Genomic DNA, 16,925 nt, shown 5'->3' on the forward strand with positions numbered 1-16,925 from the left:
GCGAACGGGTGTTTGTCGTACTGTTTCCCGGTGCGACAGGTGTCCACTGCCTGGGGAAGCCGTGGAGACTCGTCGCTGTCATAGACCACGTGCCAGGGGGGCCCATGAGGCATGTCCATTTTCCTGCGCAAAGGGTGGCCGGAACGGCCCATGAGTCCGCACGGCGCCTCGGTGACAAGGCCCGCTGGTATCTGCCCGCCGCCGTCACCGCCGACTTCCTCGGCGCGGCCGTTCCCGTAGGACTCGTCTTCGCGGCCGCCCAGCAGGTCCGGCCCCTCTACTGCGCCCTCGGCGCCGCCTTGGCGTGGACCGGCGTGCAGTTGTTGCGCCGACGGTACGCGGCCCGGGTGCTCGGAGAATCCCGCGGAGTGCTGCCGGTCGTGCACGACTGGCTGATTCTGATCGGCGTGCTGGCCGTGGCCCGCGTGGTGACCGAGGAGGACACCCCCCGGCTCTCCGCCCTCGGGGCACTGCTGCCCGCCCTGCTGATCACCGTCGCCTGCCACAAACTGACCTATCGTCACCTCTCGGCCGCCCGCCGCGAGGCCCACGCCGTCAGCCGGGTCCTGGTGATAGGGGAGCCCGACGCCGCCGAGGACGTCATCGCCCACCTCGCCGCGCGCACCGACCATCCGTACGTGGTCGTGGGCGTGGTCCCGGTCGGCGCCGGCACCCTCGCCAGCGGGGTGCCCGTGGCGGCCCGGCTCGACGCGGCGATGCCCGCGGCGCCCGCCGGTGACTCCGCGGCCGTGCTCGGAGCCGTCAGCAGCCACCACGCCGACCTGGTCCTGGTGGCCCCCGGCGCGCGGATCTCGGGGGAGCGGCTGCGCCGGGTGGCCTGGGCCCTGCACGACGCCGGGCTGGAACTGGCCGTCTTCCCCGGACTGGTGGAGGTCTCCGTCAAGCGCCTGGAGACCCTGTCCGCGGGCGGACTCGCCGTGCTGCGGGTCGCGCCGCCCGTCGGCCGCGGCCTGCAGACCCTGCTCAAGTCGGTCCTGGACCGGGCGGGGGCCGCGGCCGGACTGATGCTGCTCGCCCCGATGTTCCTCGGGATCGTCCTGGCGATACGGCTCGGCTCGCGCGGCCCGGCCTTCTACCGCCAGCGGCGCATCGGCCGCGACGGGATCCCGTTCGTCATGTGGAAGTTCCGCACGATGGTGGTGGACGCCGACGCGCAGAAGGCCGAGCTGGCCGGGTCCAACGAGAACGACGGCCTGATGTTCAAGATGCGCCGCGACCCGCGGGTGACCCGGGTGGGCCGGCTGCTGCGCCGCACGTCGATGGACGAACTGCCGCAGCTGATCAACGTCCTGACGGGACACATGTCGCTGGTCGGCCCCCGCCCGCCGCTGCCGGAGGAGGTGGCGAAGTACGACGAGGTCGAACTGCGCCGGCTCACCGTGCGGCCCGGCATGACCGGGCTGTGGCAGATAAGCGGGAGGTCCGACCTGTCCTGGGACGAGACGATCCAGCTCGACCTGCAGTACGTCGACAACTGGTCCTTCACCAGTGACGTCGACGTGATGGGCCGTACGCTCCGCGCCGTCGTCGATGGCCGCGGAGCGTACTGAGAGGCTCTGGTTTGGGATCAGCCGTTCTGCTCGCGCCACCACCGGTAAGTGGCGGCGATGCCGTCCCGCAGCGGGATGCCGGGCTTCCAGCCGAGGGCGGTCAGACGGCCGACGTCGAGCAGCTTGCGCGGGGTCCCGTCCGGCTTGGACGTGTCCCAGGCGAGCTCGCCCTGGAAGCCCGTCACCTCGGCGACCGTCTCGGCCAGTTCCCTGATCGTCAGGTCCTCGCCGCAGCCGATGTTGACGGGCTCGTCGCCGTCGTAGCTGCCGAGCAGCACCGCGCAGGCGGCGGCGAGGTCGTCCACGTGCAGGAACTCCCGGCGCGGAGTGCCGCTGCCCCACAGGGTGACCTCCTCGCGGCCCTCGGCGGCGGCCTCGTGGAAGCGCCGGATGAGGGCGGGCAGGACGTGCGAGGACTCCAGGTCGAAGTTGTCGCCCGGGCCGTAGAGGTTCGTCGGCATGGCCGAGATGTACGAGGCCCCGTACTGCTTGCGGTACGACTGGACCTGGACGATGCCGGCGATCTTCGCGAGGGCGTAGGCCTCGTTGGTCGGCTCCAGCGGGCCGGTCAGCAGCGCGTCCTCGCTGATCGGCTGCGGGGCCAGCTTCGGGTAGATGCACGACGAGCCGAGGAACAGCAGGCGGTTCACACCGGCGGTGTGCGCACCGGCGATGACGCTGAGCTGGATCTTGAGGTTGTCCTCCAGGAACTGCACCGGGTACGTGCTGTTGGCCATGATCCCGCCGACCTTGGCGGCCGCCAGCACCACGGCGTCCGGGCGGACGTCCCTGAGGTACGCCCCGGTCGCGGCGGCGTCGCGCAGATCGAGGTCGGCGCGGCCCCGGGTGAGCACCTCGTGGCCGTCGGCGGTGAGCCGGCGGGCGACCGCGGACCCCACGAGGCCGCGGTGGCCCGCGACGAAGACACGGGCGTTCGGGGGCAGCAGCGGCAGCGAACTTGTCATACCGCCGATGATGCCAGTCCGCTCCCGCGGAGGCGGCGCCAGTCCGCCCCGGCCCGGTCCGGCATCCCGGGGCCCTTCCACGGGAGTTCTGCCCCCATCTCCCGCGCCGCACCGCGGAATCCGCCGCAAACGCGGCCGGACCCGGCGTGTACGGTACGCATCCAGTCCCCGGGCCCCCGCCCGGCGGGCCGGGCGCTGCCGGGGGTGCAGCCCGCTCAAGACCACGACCAGCAATCATCACCAGGGGGACCACATGGGCAAGACCGCACTGATCACCGGCGTCACCGGGCAGGACGGCTCGTACCTCGCCGAACTCCTGCTCTCCAAGGGCTACACGGTGCACGGTCTGGTGCGGCGGTCCTCCAGCTTCAACACGGAGCGGATCGACCACGTTTACCAGGACCCGCAGACCGCGAACCGGTCCTTCGTCCTGCACCACGCCGACCTCTCCGACGGCGTCGCCCTGGTGAACCTGCTCCGCGACATACGCCCCGACGAGGTCTACAACCTCGGCGCGCAGTCCCACGTCCGCGTCTCCTTCGACGCGCCCCTGTACACGGGCGACGTGACCGGCCTCGGCGCACTGCGCCTGCTCGAGGCGATCCGGGCCAGCGGCATCGACACCCGCATCTACCAGGCCTCGTCGTCCGAGATGTTCGGCGCCACCCCGCCGCCGCAGAACGAGGGCACCCCGTTCCACCCGCGCAGCCCCTACGGCGCCGCCAAGGTCTTCGCGTACTGGACCACCGTGAACTACCGCGAGGCGTACGGCATGTTCGCCGTCAACGGGATCCTCTTCAACCACGAATCCCCGCGCCGCGGCGAGACCTTCGTGACCCGCAAGATCACCCGCGCGGTCGCCCGCATCAAGGCCGGTCTCCAGGAGAAGCTCTACCTCGGCAACCTCGACGCCGTCCGCGACTGGGGCTACGCCCCGGAGTACGTGGACGCGATGTGGCGGATGCTGCAGCAGGACGAGGCCACCGACTACGTGGTCGCCACCGGAGTGGCCGCGACCGTCCGCGAGTTCGTCGAGGCCTCGTTCGGGCACGCCGGTCTCGACTGGAACGAGCACGTGCGCTACGACCCCAAGTACGAGCGCCCCAGCGAGGTCGACGCGCTCATCGGCGACGCCTCCAAGGCCCATGACAGGCTCGGCTGGAAGCCGACGGTCCTGGTCTCCGAACTGGCCAAGATCATGGTCGACGCCGACATCCGCCAGGTCGAGGACCAACTGGCGGGCGTGACGGTACGCATTGACCGCTGAGGCTTTATATTTCCCCTAGATTTGCCCTGCCCCGGCCATACTTCGCAGGTCCGTGTGGGTGCGGCCGGGTTAAACCTGCTGTATGTCCGAAGTGCGCCCTCCATGCTGAACCCTGTTGATTCCAAGTTGGTATGCAATGGGTCAAGTGAGGTGACCGGGCCCTCGCGTGAGCCCTAGTCTGCGCCAGTACATATGGCTGTTCGGATAGTTCCAGCCATCAAACCGGGCGATTGCCCTGGGGGGCTCATGCGTAGATCCAGAGGGCTGACCGTTGCCCTCGTCCTGTCACTGGCCGGTGCCGGCACGGGTATAGGCCTCGTGCTGATGCCGCAGGCGTCCGCCATCACGGCGCCGGTGGCGTTCACCGCCGACAACCTGCCGACGTGGCAGCCCAACGGGGTCGTGTGGGCGATGGCCCAGGCGAGCGGCACCGTCTTCGCCGGTGGCACCTTCTCGGCCGTCAGCCCGCCCGACGGCGCGGCCGGGGCCGAGCAGGAAGCCGTGAACTTCGTTGCGCTCGACGCCGCGACGGGCAACCCGACCTCGTGCAAGCTCGCCTTCACCATCGGCGACGGCACCGCGACGGTCCGCACGCTGGTCGTCTCGAAGGACAAGAAGACCCTCTACGCAGGGGGGTACTTCGGCGCCGTCAACGGCACCCCGGTCTCCAGCCTCGCCGCGGTCGACATCGAGACCTGCACCCCCAAGGCCGCGTTCCACCCGGGCGTCCCCGCCACCGTGCGCGCGCTCGCCGTCACCGACGACACCCTGTACGTGGGCGGTGACTTCGCCGCGGTCGACGGCCAGACCCGCGAGCGCTTCGCCGCGGTCGACGCCTCCTCGGGCGCCCTCAAGCCCTTCGTCGCCAACGCCGACGAGCCCGGCCGCGCCGTCGAGGTGAGCAACGACGGCAAGAACGTCCTGCTCGGCGGCGACTTCTTCTCGGTCAACGGCACCAACTCGCACGCGCTGGCCGTCGTGAACGCCACCACCGGCGCGGTCACCAAGACGTACACCAACATCCCGTCCAACTCCGTGGTCAAGGACATCTCGGCCGACGCGACGGGCTACTACACCGGCAGCGAGGGCTCCGGCGGCGGTGTCTTCGACGGCCGCATCGGCCTCGGCACCGACTTCAAGGAGAAGTGGCGCGACCGCTGCCTCGGCGCCACCCAGTACGTGCTGCCGTACGACGGGGTGCTCTACAGCTCCTCGCACGCGCACGACTGCTCCACCGAGCTGGAGTACCCCGACGGCAAGCGCCACTTCCTGCTGGCCCAGCCGACCGACCACACCGGCGCCGCCCCCGCGCCCGTGGACGGCTTCGTCCGCGGCCCGCGCAAGCTCGGCTGGTTCCCCACGGCCAACGACGGCATCGGCGAGGGCATCGGCCCGCGCGTCATGTCCGTCGCGGAGAAGAACGACGTCAAGTACATGTGGGTCGGCGGTGAGTTCACCCTCATCAACGGCAAGCCGCAGAAGGCCCTGACCCGCTTCGCCTCCACCGGCGACGTCGGCGCCCCGACCACCCCGGTGGTCAGCGCCGCGAGCGTCAAGCCCGGTGAGGCGCAGGTCCGCTGGCGCACCAGCTATGACGCGGACGACAGCAAGCTGACCTACCGGATCTACCGCAACGGCTCGGCCACGCCCGCCGCCACGGTGAGCGCGGAATCCCTGGAGTTCGAGCGGCCCCAGGCCTCCTGGGTCGACACCACGGTCAAGGCCGGCCAGTCGTACAGCTACCGCGTGACCGCGACCGACGGAGCGGGCAACACCAGCGCCCTGTCGGCCAACGTCTCGGTGACGGTCCCGACCGCGGTCCAGTCGTACCCGAACCAGGTCCGCGCGGACGGCGCCGACCTGTACTGGCGCTACGACGACACCGTCAGCCCGTACGTCGCCGACTCCTCGGTCGGCGGCAACACCGGCGGTGTCCAGCTGAACGCCCCGGCCCTGCGCCAGACCCCCGGCGCGGTCTCCGGCACCAGCACGGCGATGGGCTTCAACGGCACCAGCCAGCAGGTCTACAGCGACCACCGCCAGACGGTCGGCAACGCGTTCACCATCGAGACCTGGTTCAAGACGGGCAGCACGCGCGGCGGCAAGCTGATCGGCTTCGGCAACAACACCGACCGCAACAGCGGCTCGTACGACCGGCAGATCTACATGACCAACACCGGTCGTCTGGTCTTCGGCGTCTACAACGGCTCGACCCGGACCGTCTCCACCGGCCTGCTCGACACGTACAACGACAACAAGTGGCACCACGTGGTCGGCACCCAGGGCCCCGGCGGCATCACCCTGTACGTCGACGGCCAGAACAAGGGCTCGCTGAACGCCACCAGCAACATGACCTACGCGGGCTACTGGCACGTCGGCGGCGACAACCTGGCCAACTGGCCGACCCGCCCGACGAGCAACTTCTTCGCCGGGCAGATCGACGAGACGGCCGTCTACCCGTCGGCGCTCACCGAGGCCCAGGTCAAGAACCACTTCACGCTGGCCAAGGCGCCCACCGACACGGTCTCCAAGGTCAACGCGACCGAGGACACCTACATCAACCAGGGCGCCCCGAGCACCGCGTACGGCACGTCGAGCTCGCTCGCGGTGCGCGGCACCTCGGCGTACGAGACGTACCTGCGCTTCGACCTCCCGGCCGCCCCGGCCGGCCAGGTCCTCAAGTCCGCCGCCCTGCAGGTCAAGACCACCACGCAGACGGGCGCCGGCACCGCCGACACCGTCTCCGTGGTCCCCGTCACCGGCACCTGGAGCGGCGCGGGCACGACCTTCAACACCAAGCCCACCCTCGGCACCACCCCGCTCGGCACCATCGCGGGCGTGCCGGACGGCTCGGCGGTCCAGAGCGTCGAGCTGAACACCGCCGCGGTCTCCGCGGTGCTGGGCACCAGCTACAGCATGGGCCTGACGAGCACGGGCACCGACCCGCTGTGGATCTGGTCCTCGGAGTCCACGGCCGCGGACGGCATCCCGCAGCTGGTTCTCACCTTCGGCGCGAAGTAGCGACGGGAACCGAAGTAACCGCCTGACGGCGTGCGGGGCCCGGCCCTTCCCGGCCGGGCCCCGCACTCCTGTCCCACCCAGTAAGTACGGGAGCCATCCGATGTACCGACGCTCCGCAGCGGCTGCTGTTCTGCTGACCGCCGCCCTGACGCTGACCGCCTGCAGTTCGGGCAAGGCCGACTCCGGCGCGGAGGGCAAGGCGAAGCCCCCGGCCTCGTCGGCGGCCCCCGATCCCGCGGACAGCGCGGCGCCCTCGGCGTCCGCGCCCGAAGCGAAGCCGACGGGCCCCGTCCTGCCCGACGCGAAGCTCACCCCGAAGACGGGCAGTTTCACGGCGCAGGAGAAGAAGTACCTGAGCGGGCGCGTCCCGGAGAAGATGGACCCGGCGGCCGTCCTGCAGAGCGGCCAGGAGGCCTGCCAGCGCGTGGAGCGCACCGCGAAGCGCGACAAGGACGCGGCGACCGGCGCGGTCATCACCGGGGAGATCCCGGGCGCGAAGGACGCGATCACCCTGCTGTGCCCGGAGCAGAAGCCGATCCTCGCGGCGGCCGAGAAGGGCTTCCCCGAGGGCTCCCGCCAGTCGCCCGCGGCGGGCACGTACCGGGCGCTGACCCAGGCCACCACCTGCACGTGGGAGGCCAAGGCCAAGGACGGCTCGATCCTGGCCTCGGGCCCCGAGACCCAGCCCAAGGCCGGCGACAAGATCACGGCGACGATCCCGTCCGGCACGGCGGAGTTCAACTCCTCGGGCTGCTACGCCTGGCTGCCCGTCTAGGGCCACTGCCGTACGAGAACGCCCCCGGGGCCGGACTGCCGGTCCCCGGGGGCGTTTTCGTGTCCCCGTGCCGGGTAGCCGCGTGCCAGTACGCAACCACGACACCGGCATCCGGAGGCGATCCTATGCGCGGCCTGGGCGGCTGCATCGGCCTGATCGTGGTGGGGGCCATCCTCACCTTCGCCACCGACTGGGAGATGCGCAGCGTCGACCTCGACCTGGTCGGCCTCATCATGATGGCGGCGGGAGCCATCGGCCTCGCCGTGTACTCCAGGGTCCTGGGGCGCCGTCGCACGGCGGGCGCCATCCCGGTGGTGGAGGAGCGCCGCCGGGACGGCGTCTAGAGCGGGCTCTGGTTCCGGCGGGCGGCCTCGTACACCGGGAGCAGGGTGTCCAAGACCGCGTCCATCGAGAACGACTCCGCGGCCAGCTTGCGGGCCGCGCGGGAGGCCGCCGCGTTCGCCGCGGGGTCCAGCAGGGACAGGACCGCAGCCGACACGCCCGCCGGGCCCGGGTCGACCGCGTGTCCCGCGCCCGCCGCCGCGATGTCGCGGGCCAGGCCGTTGGAGTGGGTCACCACCGGGGGAACGCCCACCGCGAGGGCTTCCAGGACCGACATGGGGAACGGCTCGTCCACGGAGGGCAGTACGTAGACGTGCGCACGGCGCAGTTCCGCCAGGACCTCCCCGCCGGACAGGGCTCCCGGGACCGTGAAGCGGGACGAGAGGCCCAGTGCCGTGATGCGGGCGCGGACGGCAGCCAGCTCGCCCTCGTCCGGGCCCGCGACCACGAAGTGCGCGTCCGGATGCGCGGCGAGGACCGCCGGGGCCGCGTCCACGAAGTCCACCGGCCGCTTACGGGCCTGCAGGCGCGCCGAGTACAGGACGCGCGGCGGGCCGGACGGAGCGGGACGCTCCTCCTGCGCCGGGGTGCCGTTGACCAGGCGGACCGTGTTCGCCAGCGGCGGCGCCCCCACCACCGCGTCCAGGCCAGTCCGTTCGTGCGGGGTCAGGTGGAGCACCGCGTCCGCGCCCCGCAGCAGCCGGCGCACCGCCACCGCGTCCAGCACCTTGGCCAGTAGCTTCCCGCTCGGATCCACCATGCCGTGGGTCTGCAGGACGAGGGGCCTCCCGGCCCGCAGCGCGGCCAGCGCCACCGGCAGGGTCACCAGGTCCCGGGCCAGGTGGACGTGGACGACATCGGCGTCACGGACCAGACGCCCGGCCGACGCCAGCAGCGCCGGCGAGGTCATCCCGCTGAAGCCGAGGGGCAGCAGCCGCCGGGCCGGGAACAGCTTCGCCGGGACGCCCTCCACGGAGGTGGGCCACGGCTCGAAGCCTTCGCCCAGCGCCAGCAGCCGCGCCTCGTGGCCGCGGGCCCGCAGTCCCTTCGCCAGGTTCAGCGCGACCCGGACCGGCCCGCCGAAGGCGTGCGTGGGGGAGTGCAGCGTAACGGTGTGCAGGACTCTCACTTCGGCTCCTCCACCGGGCGGCGCTGCCCGTCCTGGGTCTGCAGGGTCAGCTCCGGCAGGTCCTTGTGTACGACGGCGCCCGCGCCCGCGACCGCGCAGCGGCCCACCGTCACCCCGGCCAGCACGGTCGCCCGCACCGCCACCCACGCGCCGTCCCCGACCGTGATCGGGGCGTTGCGGTAGCGGAAATCGGCGGCCCGGTGGTCGTGCGAGCCGGTGCACAGCATCGCCTCCTGCGAGAGGCACACGTGCGAACCGATCGTCACCGGCTCCAGGTTCAGCAGCCAGGCGCCCTCGCCGATCCACGTGTGGTCCCCGACGGTCAGCTTCCACGGCCACAGCACCCGCACCCGGTGCCGGATCAGCACGCCCTCGCCGATCTCCGCGCCGAAGGCGCGCAGCAGCGCGACCCGCAGCCGCGCCGGACAGAACCAGCTCATGAACAGCGTGTTCATCACGGCGAACCAGAGCGCCTGCGTCAGCAGACCCCGCCCCTTGTCGTATCCGGCCAGCGTGAAGGCAGGAAGGTCACGCAACTGAAGCCCCGATCGTCCACCCTCCCTCCGACCTCGTCGGAGGGACCCCCAGCGCCTCCCCGGGCGCCGCCCGCTCAGACTAGACTGCGCGCGGAGCCAGGCACATGGGGTGGGGGCAGCAGTGGCAACGGACATACGCAAGCCTTCCGTAGCCCCGGTGCCGCACCCACTTGAGGACGAGACCCTGTGGGGCCGGGTCACCACCCCGCGCACCCTGCTCTCCCGCGCGCTGTCCGTCCCGCTCGCCCTCGGATTCACCGTCTTCCTGCCGCTGTTCGTCGCCGTCCAGCCCGGTGCGGGCCAGCGCGACGCGGCCTTCTGGCTCCAGCTGCTGCTCACCATGTACGCGGGCGCCCGCCTCTCCGCGATGGTGCTCACCAGCCGACGCAAGCTGCTCCAGGGCTCCTTCTGGCTCTTCGTCTACATGGCCATGGGCGTGGCCCCCCTCGCCCAGGCCGTCCTCGGCCAGGTCCCGACACCCGTCGTCGGGCCCCGCTCCGACCTCACCGTCGCCATCGGCCTGGTGCTGCTCGGCTGCACCGCCTTCGACGTGGGCGTCCTGCTCGCCCGCCACCGGCCCGCCGGCCGCGCGGGCGGCTCCCAGAAGGAGTCGCGCCCCGTCATGGCCCACCGGCGGCGGCTCCAGCTGCTCACGGTCGTGTCCTTCGCGTGCAGCGCGGCCTTCGTGCTGAAACTCGGCGGTCCGGCGGTCTTCTTCTCCAGCCGCCAGGAGATCATCGCGGGCATCCAGGAGGCGGGTGTCTCCAACGGCGACGGCCAGGCGGGGCAGGCCCTGCTGCGCGGTTTCGGCACCGTGCCGGCGCTGCTCTCGCTGCTGCTCTACACGCGCTGGCTGATCACCTCGAAGTTCGCCCGCCGCAAGGTCTCGGTCATCGTCACCTGGTCGGCGCTCGCGCTGCTGAACCTGGTGGTCAACAACCCGATCTCGAACCCGCGCTACTGGTTCCTGACGGTCATGTTCGCGATGCTCTTCACGGTCTTCCCGGTCAGCGCGGCGATGTACCGGGTGGCCCTGTCGATGGCCGTGGTCGTCGCCCTGCTCGTCTTCCCCTTCGCGGACCGCTTCCGGTACGACGAGAAGAACTACCGTCCGGTCGAGACCACGTCCTTCCTGGAGCCGATGGCGCTCAAGGACTACGACCAGATCGGCATGTTCGCGAACACCATCACCTTCTCGAACTCCGGGCCGGGGCACTTCTACGGCCGCCAGCTGGCCGGGTCGGTCTTCTTCGCGGTGCCGCGCTCGGTGTGGCCGGGCAAGCCGCGCGACACGGGCGTGATGGTCGGTCAGTGGATGGGCACGGTCAACACCAACCTCTCCTCCCCGATCTGGGCGGAGCTGTGGATCGACTTCGGCCCGCTGGGCATGGGCGCCGGGCTGCTGGCCATGGGGTACGCCGCCGCCCGCGTCGACCGGCGCTACGCGAAGCGCGCCACCCGGCGGTCCCCGCCGGGGAGTCTGATCTCGGTGGTGGTCCCGCTGGTCGCGGGCTACTCCTTCATCCTGCTGCGCGGGCCGCTCCTCCAGGCGTCGGGGCGCGTCGCGATCGCCGCCCTGTGCCTGGCGCTGGTCGCGACCTACCGCACGGACAAGTCCACCACCCTGCGCTAGTCAGGGCGGAGCTCCGCGCAGCGGATCAGGCGGCGGAAGCCGACAGGGGCTCACTGTCCCGCGTGGTGGCGGCCGGCAGGCGGGCGACCCGCAACCAGGCGGCCAGGGCCTTCAGCGCGGAGCCGGCCACCAGGCCCCAGGCCGCGCCCGCCACACCGAACGCCGCGTAGCCGCCCAGCAGCAGCCCCACCGACAGCAGCGAGAAGACCACCTGCAGGGACAGCGTGGCCTTGGGGGCCAGCACCCGCAGGGTGAGCAGCGCGCAGGTGCCCAGACCCATCACCGCGTACTGGGCACCCGTCGCCGGCAGCAGCGCGGACGCCGAGGCCCAGGTGTCGCCCAGCAGCTGACGGCCCGCCCGTTCGGGAAGCGCGTACAGCACGGCCCCCCACCCGGCACCGAGCAGCGCCAGCACCACGCCCAGCAGACCCGTGGCCCGGACCGTGGCCCGCTTGCCGCCGAGCCGCGACAGCACCGGCGGCCCGAAGGAGTTCGCCGAGTTGAACAGCACGTTCAGCGGCCCGAAGAGGGTCGTCGCACCCCGCAGCGCACCGACGGCCAGCGGCGTCGCGAAGACTCCGAGGCCCAGTACGGCGAGCTGGCTGGAGCCGTTGCCCACGGCGAACTCGACCACGAACCGCTGCCCCAGGTGCCCGCGCCGCACGTACGGTCGCAGATCGGCCCGCGCCCCGCGAACGTAGGGCCGTAGCAGCCACAGCCCGAGGCCCAGCGCCGGCAGCGCGGAGAGGCCCCACACCAGCACCAGCCGTCCCGCGGAGGCCCCGGACGGCTGAGCGGCCAGCGCCGCGACCACGCACACCAGCCGCAGCGCGTCGGCGGCCAGCGCCCGCTCGGGGGCGCGCAGCGCCGAGAAGCAGTACCGCAGCCCGTCCTGGAGGAGGACCAGCGGCAGTACGAGGCCCAGCGCGAGGAACGCCGGCCCGGCGGAGCCGGACAGGGCCAGGCCCACGGCCGCCACCGCGGCCCCGGCCAGCACCGAAGCCGCCCCGGTGAAGCCCACGGCCGACCGGCACACCTCGCCCAGCCTCCCGCGGACTTCGTCCGGGGGGAGTCCCGCGCCGTTCTCCAGGACGACGCTCTGGCCGACGTAGGCCATGTTCAGCCCGAGGAGCACGGTGAAGGTCACGTACACCATCGAGAAGTCGGCGAAGCCGGACTCCGTGGACAGCCGGGCGGCCAGTACCAGCACCAGGATGTTCGTGGCGCTGGAAGCGGCCTGGTCCAGCACCGACGCGACGGCGGCGAGGCCGCGTCGGCTCATCTGCGGCCCTGGCGGACGGTGCGCAGCGCGACGGTGTCGGTGCCGTCACCGGCGATGTTCTGCTCGGGCTCGGCCACTTCGTACGCGATCGGCTCGGGCTGCGGGGCGGACTTCCCGGACGTTCCGGAGCCGGCGGCCGGGCCGGTGGCGGCCGGGACGACCTTGTCCTTGCTCCGGCCGCGCTTCTCGCCGGGCAGCGGCGCGTGCAGCACCGCGCCGAGCACCGTGCCGCCGGCGCCGCTGATCAGCTCGCGGATCCGGGACAGGTCGCTGCGGTGGACGGCGCGCGGGTTGCAGACCACCAGGACGCCGTCGACACGGTCGACGAGGGCGAGGGCGTCGGCGTACGAGAGCACGGGAGGCGCGAGCACGACCACGGTGGAGTTGGGGGAGTCGGCCTCGGAGATCAGCTGGGTGGCGCGGGCGGAGGTCAGCGCGCGCGGGACGTTGCGCGCCCGTTCGCCCGGAATCAGTTCGAACGTGCCGGACTCCCCGGCGTCGACGACGAGCTGGCGCCCGTCGGGCCACTCGGAGTCGGCGTGGCGTCCGGCGGCGGAGGGGCCGCCCGGGGTCCGGCTCCACCGGGGCCGGCCGCCGGCGTCCGTCGGCAGCTGGCTGGCCAGCACCGGGGTGCGCAGGTCGGCCTCGATGAGCAGGACGTCCTTGCCGGTCTCCGCGAAGGAGGCGGCGAGGTTCACGGCGACCGCGGCGGCGGTCTCGCTGCTGCCGCGGGGGGCGACGACGAGCAGCCGGCGCCGGTCGGCGAAGCGGGAGTCGTAGGCGAGCCGGAAGGCCACCGAGCGGTACTCCTCGGCGACCCGGGGATCGGCCTCGCCGGCGGCGAGCAGCGGTCCGCCGCCCGTCCTGTCCCGGGGCAGGTAGCCCAGTACGGGCGCGCGCAGGGACCGCGCCACATCGCCCTCGGAGCGCGGCGCCGGGTCGAAGACCAGCCGGACCCAGGCGGCCAGCAGGCCGAGTGCGAGGCCCACGGCCGCGCCGAGCGCGAGCGACATGACGATGCCGGGCCCGTCCGTCGCGGTGGGCGCGGTCGCGGCGCTGGTGACCCGGCCCGGGGTCATGTCGAGGGCTTCGAGCTTGGTGATCTTGGTGTTGTAGCCGCCGACCTCGCTCTGCAGGTCGGTCTTGGAGGAGGTGGCCGCGTCGCGCCCGGAGCCGGCGGGCATCCGGGCGATCTCCTTGGAGAGCTCGTCGAGCTGCTTGGAGATCGGATCGCGCTGCTCCTTGTACCCCTTGACCATTTTGTCGCGGGTGGCGTCGAGGGCTTCCTGACGCTTGAGCAGATACGCATCGGTCATCGCGTTGGCGCGCTTGGCGGCCTCGCCGGGGGAGGACGCGGTGTAGGTGAAGCGGAGCACCATCGTCTGCGGCGGGTTGGTCACCTGCAGACCGCTGCGCAGGGCCGCCAGGCCGGACGCGGACACGCCGAGCTTCTTGGCGGCCTCGTTGGCTATGGAGGAACTGAGCGCGACCTGGCGCTCCGAGCCGATGTTGATCGCCTTGTCGGGGGCGAGGCTCGGGTTGAAGGGGTCGTCGGTGGGTGCGCGCAGGACGACGTCGGCGGTCGCGACGTAGGTGTCGGCCGTGGAGATGCCGAGGTAGACGCCGCCCAGCAGGCCGACTGCGATGCCCGCGCCGATGAGTCTGCGGTAGCGCAGGAGCTGGCGGAACTGATCCCGGAGGAGGTCCGGTTCGTCCTCGGCCGGTGCCGCTGCTGGGCGGTTCGTCTCGATCACGGCCGGGATCCCCCAAGTGCTTCGTCCATCAGTGCGTCGATGCGGGCCAGGCCCGCTTCGCGGCTCAGGTGGGCCGCGACGTGGCGGGGTCCGGCCGCCCCCAGCGCGTCCGCGCCTTCGGGGTCCTCCGCCAGGGCCCGTACGGCCTTCAGCAGGGCCTCGGGGTCCTCCGGCTGTACGAGCACCCCTGCCCCCGAGCGCTCCACCTCCTGGGCGGTTCCGCCTTCCGCCGCCACGGAGGCGACGACCGGCCGGCCCGCCTGGAAGTAGGAGGTGAGTTTCGACGGAACGCTCATGTCCAGCACGGCGGCGTGCTGTGTGACCGCGAGTACGTCCGCCGCCGCGAGGATATCGGGGAACTCGCCGTCAGCGGCAGGGGGGATGATGTCCAGATTCGGGACGTCGGCGGCGAGTTCGGTGAGGGCCGAGCGCTGGCTGCCGTCGCCCATGAGGACGAAGCGGACGCTCGGGTCGAGCCGGGCGGCGCCCACGAGGACCTCCAGCCCCTGCTTCAGGCCCATGTTCCCGGAGTGCAGCACGACGGTTTGGCCGGGGGCCCAGCCCAGGTGGTGACGGGTCTCGCCGCGCGGCTTGCTGGGCACCGCGACGTGGGACCAGTTGGGGACGAGGCGGATCCTGCCGGGATCCACGCCCATGCCCACGACCCGCTCCACGAAGGTCTCGTGGATGACGCCGACGAGGGTGGCGCGCTTCAACGCGTACGCCTCGGCGCGGCCGGCGACCGCGGCCGCCTTGTCGCCGCCGCTGATCCCGCTCTGCGCGGCGGCGGCGCCCATCAGGTCCTGGACGACCGGGACGTACGGGACCTTCCACCGCGCCGCGAGCCGGGCGGCCAGCACGCCGCCGGCCAGGCTGGGCATCTGGGCGAGGACCGCGTCCGGCTTGGGCATCCGGGGCGGGGCCACGGCGCCGTGCAGCAGAATCGATCCTTCAAAAAGGGCGCGCTTCACGGCGGTCTGCTTCTGCGGCACGGTGTGCGCACGCCGGTGTACGGTGACCCCCGCGCGCTGCTCCGTGCGCCGGAACGCCCCCTGGTACTCCGGCTCCAGCGACCACGCCGGGTAGTGCGGCATTCCGGCGAGGACGTGGGTCTCGTGGCCGAGATCTGCCCAGTGCTCCGCGATTTGGGTGGCGTACGGCCCAATCCCCGCGTGTTCGGGAGCGTAATTGGTGGAAACCAGCAGCATGCGCCGGTGACCGGATCTCGACACTGAACGTCCCCTTCTCCCCAGGATGATGCGCACGTCACCCTATTCGTTCACCCGCACGGTGCGGAACGTGCACGCTATTGTCTGCTAATCCGCTACGCCGGGGGGTGTGGCTGCTGGGGGGTAAGAGATGACGGACCGTGACATGTCCGAACTTCGCGCGTCCGCGCGCAAACCGTATCGAGTCGGCTACGCGCCGGGCGCATACGACCTGTTCCACATCGGGCATCTCAACATCCTTCGGCACGCCCGGAGTCAGTGCGACTACCTGGTGGCCGGAGTCGTCTCCGACGAGATGGCCGAACTCGCCAAGGGACGCCGCCCGATGATCCCGCTCGTCGAGCGGCTGGAGATCGTCCGCAGCGTGAAGTACGTGGACGCCGCCTTCGTCGAGACGGTCCCGGACAAGGTGGAGACCTGGAAGCAGGTCCGCTTCGACGTCATCTTCAAGGGCGACGACTGGCGGGGCACCCCCAAGGGCGACAAGCTGGAGAAGGACTTCGCCGCCCACGGCGTCGACGTCGTCTACTTCCCCTACACCGTCCACACTTCCAGCACCCAGCTGCGCCGGGCGCTGGACGCGCTCGCCGAGCCCCTCACGGAGCCGGTCACCGCGGAACGGCGCTGAGCTCCCGGTACCACTTGGTGAGGAACGCCAGCAGGAACAGTCCGGCGACCACCCCGAGCCCCGCGTACGCCCATCGGAACAGCCCGCCGCCGAGCAGCAGGAACACCAGGCAGAACACCCCGTAGTCCACGGGCAGCAACGCCACCGCGCGCACGGTCGACGGCGCGGCGGCGGGACTCCCCGGAGCCGGCCTGGGCTTGAGCTTCTCGGTCAGCAGCCCGCCGAAGAAGGTCACGATCGCGGCGAACTGGAAGCCGAGCGGCACCAGCAGCCAGCCGTCGCCGCCCGTCCCGGCCCCGCCGATCCCGTACGAGTCGGGGAAGCGGTAGAAGGCGATCAGTACACAGGAGTGCACGGCGGTCAGCTTGGCGCAGTCCACGACGTGGTCGAGCCATTCGCCCGCCGCGCTGCCGCCCCCGCGAAGCCGGGCCAGCTGTCCGTCGGCGGAGTCGAAGGCGAACCCGACCGCGAGCGCGGCCCAGACGGCGATCCCGAGCCCCCAGGAGGGCTCGGTGAGCGCGACCGCGGCCGCGGCGGCGAAGCTGAACGCGGCGCTGACCAGCGTCACCTGGTTCGGGGTGAGCCCGAGCCCGTACGACCCGGCGGCCAGATAGCGTCCAGCGGGCCGGTTGACGAACCGTGAGTAGAGCGACACCCCCTTCGCCGACTTCTGCGCTCCGCGCAACTCCCGCAGCGCGGTTCCGACTCTGCCCATGCAGGGACCCCCTCAGTGACGATGTCGAACACATCATCGCAGGGCGAACTGGAGTACTAGATCCGTCCGGACCCCGGG

General features: G+C 71.9%; 14 protein-coding genes. 7 read left to right on the forward strand and 7 right to left on the reverse strand.

Annotated elements, in window-relative coordinates; all coding sequences use genetic code 11:
• Window positions 1-104: 104 nt before the first annotated feature.
• Entirely contained in the window at window positions 105-1,571 is a 1,467-nt protein-coding gene (locus tag OG737_RS21340; RefSeq protein ID WP_405678468.1) for a sugar transferase, read from the forward strand.
• 17 nt (window positions 1,572-1,588) lie between these two features.
• On the opposite strand, the gene OG737_RS21345 is transcribed toward OG737_RS21340, so the two are convergent.
• The gene (locus OG737_RS21345) at window positions 1,589-2,536 is read right to left on the reverse strand and encodes a GDP-L-fucose synthase (RefSeq protein ID WP_328927735.1); all 948 of its coding nucleotides are present in this window, start codon (window positions 2,534-2,536) and stop codon (window positions 1,589-1,591) included.
• 253 nt (window positions 2,537-2,789) lie between these two features.
• Between OG737_RS21345 and gmd the strand changes: the two genes are divergently transcribed.
• The 4 genes from gmd (at window position 2,790) to OG737_RS21365 (ending at window position 7,943) form a co-directional block, all read left to right on the forward strand.
• Window positions 2,790-3,803 (forward strand): GDP-mannose 4,6-dehydratase, encoded by a 1,014-nt coding sequence (gene gmd, locus OG737_RS21350; protein ID WP_328927736.1) that lies wholly within the window; start codon window positions 2,790-2,792, stop codon window positions 3,801-3,803.
• A 246-nt stretch (window positions 3,804-4,049) separates the two neighbouring features.
• Entirely contained in the window at window positions 4,050-6,824 is a 2,775-nt protein-coding gene (locus OG737_RS21355) for a LamG-like jellyroll fold domain-containing protein (RefSeq protein ID WP_405921865.1), read from the forward strand.
• Between the two features lie 100 nt (window positions 6,825-6,924).
• Complete coding sequence (locus tag OG737_RS21360; protein ID WP_328927738.1) at window positions 6,925-7,599, forward strand: hypothetical protein; 675 nt, start codon at window positions 6,925-6,927, stop codon at window positions 7,597-7,599.
• A gap of 125 nt (window positions 7,600-7,724) precedes the next feature.
• Window positions 7,725-7,943 carry a DUF6458 family protein gene (locus tag OG737_RS21365; RefSeq protein WP_328927739.1) on the forward strand — a complete coding sequence of 73 codons (219 nt, stop codon included), beginning with the start codon at window positions 7,725-7,727 and terminating at the stop codon, window positions 7,941-7,943.
• Here the strand turns inward: OG737_RS21365 and OG737_RS21370 are convergent.
• Together OG737_RS21370 and OG737_RS21375 are read right to left on the reverse strand one after the other, a co-directional pair.
• Complete coding sequence (locus tag OG737_RS21370) at window positions 7,940-9,070, reverse strand: glycosyltransferase (RefSeq protein WP_405921866.1); 1,131 nt, start codon at window positions 9,068-9,070, stop codon at window positions 7,940-7,942. The two genes, OG737_RS21365 and OG737_RS21370, sit on opposite strands and share 4 nt — an antisense overlap.
• Entirely contained in the window at window positions 9,067-9,606 is a 540-nt protein-coding gene (locus OG737_RS21375) for a WcaF family extracellular polysaccharide biosynthesis acetyltransferase (RefSeq protein WP_328927741.1), read from the reverse strand. Before OG737_RS21375 ends, OG737_RS21370 begins: the two co-directional genes overlap by 4 nt.
• Window positions 9,607-9,763: 157 nt before the next feature.
• On the opposite strand from OG737_RS21375, the gene OG737_RS21380 reads away from it, so the two are divergent.
• Complete coding sequence (locus tag OG737_RS21380; protein WP_328927742.1) at window positions 9,764-11,239, forward strand: hypothetical protein; 1,476 nt, start codon at window positions 9,764-9,766, stop codon at window positions 11,237-11,239.
• A 25-nt stretch (window positions 11,240-11,264) separates the two neighbouring features.
• Here the strand turns inward: OG737_RS21380 and OG737_RS21385 are convergent, their stop codons facing one another.
• From OG737_RS21385 to OG737_RS21395, 3 genes are read right to left on the reverse strand one after another with little or no spacing between them, the layout of a single operon-like run.
• Window positions 11,265-12,521, reverse strand: coding sequence for a hypothetical protein (locus OG737_RS21385; RefSeq protein WP_405921867.1), 1,257 nt, complete (start codon window positions 12,519-12,521; stop codon window positions 11,265-11,267).
• Entirely contained in the window at window positions 12,518-14,275 is a 1,758-nt protein-coding gene (locus OG737_RS21390; protein ID WP_328927744.1) for a lipopolysaccharide biosynthesis protein, read from the reverse strand. The genes OG737_RS21385 and OG737_RS21390 overlap by 4 nt, the downstream gene beginning before the upstream one ends.
• Entirely contained in the window at window positions 14,272-15,483 is a 1,212-nt protein-coding gene (locus OG737_RS21395; protein WP_328930428.1) for a glycosyltransferase family 4 protein, read from the reverse strand. The genes OG737_RS21390 and OG737_RS21395 overlap by 4 nt, the downstream gene beginning before the upstream one ends.
• A 166-nt stretch (window positions 15,484-15,649) precedes the next feature.
• Between OG737_RS21395 and OG737_RS21400 the strand changes: the two genes are divergently transcribed.
• A complete protein-coding gene (locus OG737_RS21400; RefSeq protein WP_328927745.1) occupies window positions 15,650-16,132 on the forward strand; it encodes an adenylyltransferase/cytidyltransferase family protein in 483 nt (160 codons plus the stop codon).
• Here OG737_RS21400 and OG737_RS21405 read toward each other — a convergent pair.
• Entirely contained in the window at window positions 16,113-16,847 is a 735-nt protein-coding gene (locus tag OG737_RS21405) for a CDP-alcohol phosphatidyltransferase family protein (RefSeq protein ID WP_328927746.1), read from the reverse strand. The two genes, OG737_RS21400 and OG737_RS21405, sit on opposite strands and share 20 nt — an antisense overlap.
• Window positions 16,848-16,925: the final 78 nt, after the last annotated feature.

The organism is Streptomyces sp. NBC_00122, from assembly GCF_045160845.1.
In the GTDB taxonomy this organism is placed as follows: Bacteria; Actinomycetota; Actinomycetes; order Streptomycetales; family Streptomycetaceae; genus Streptomyces.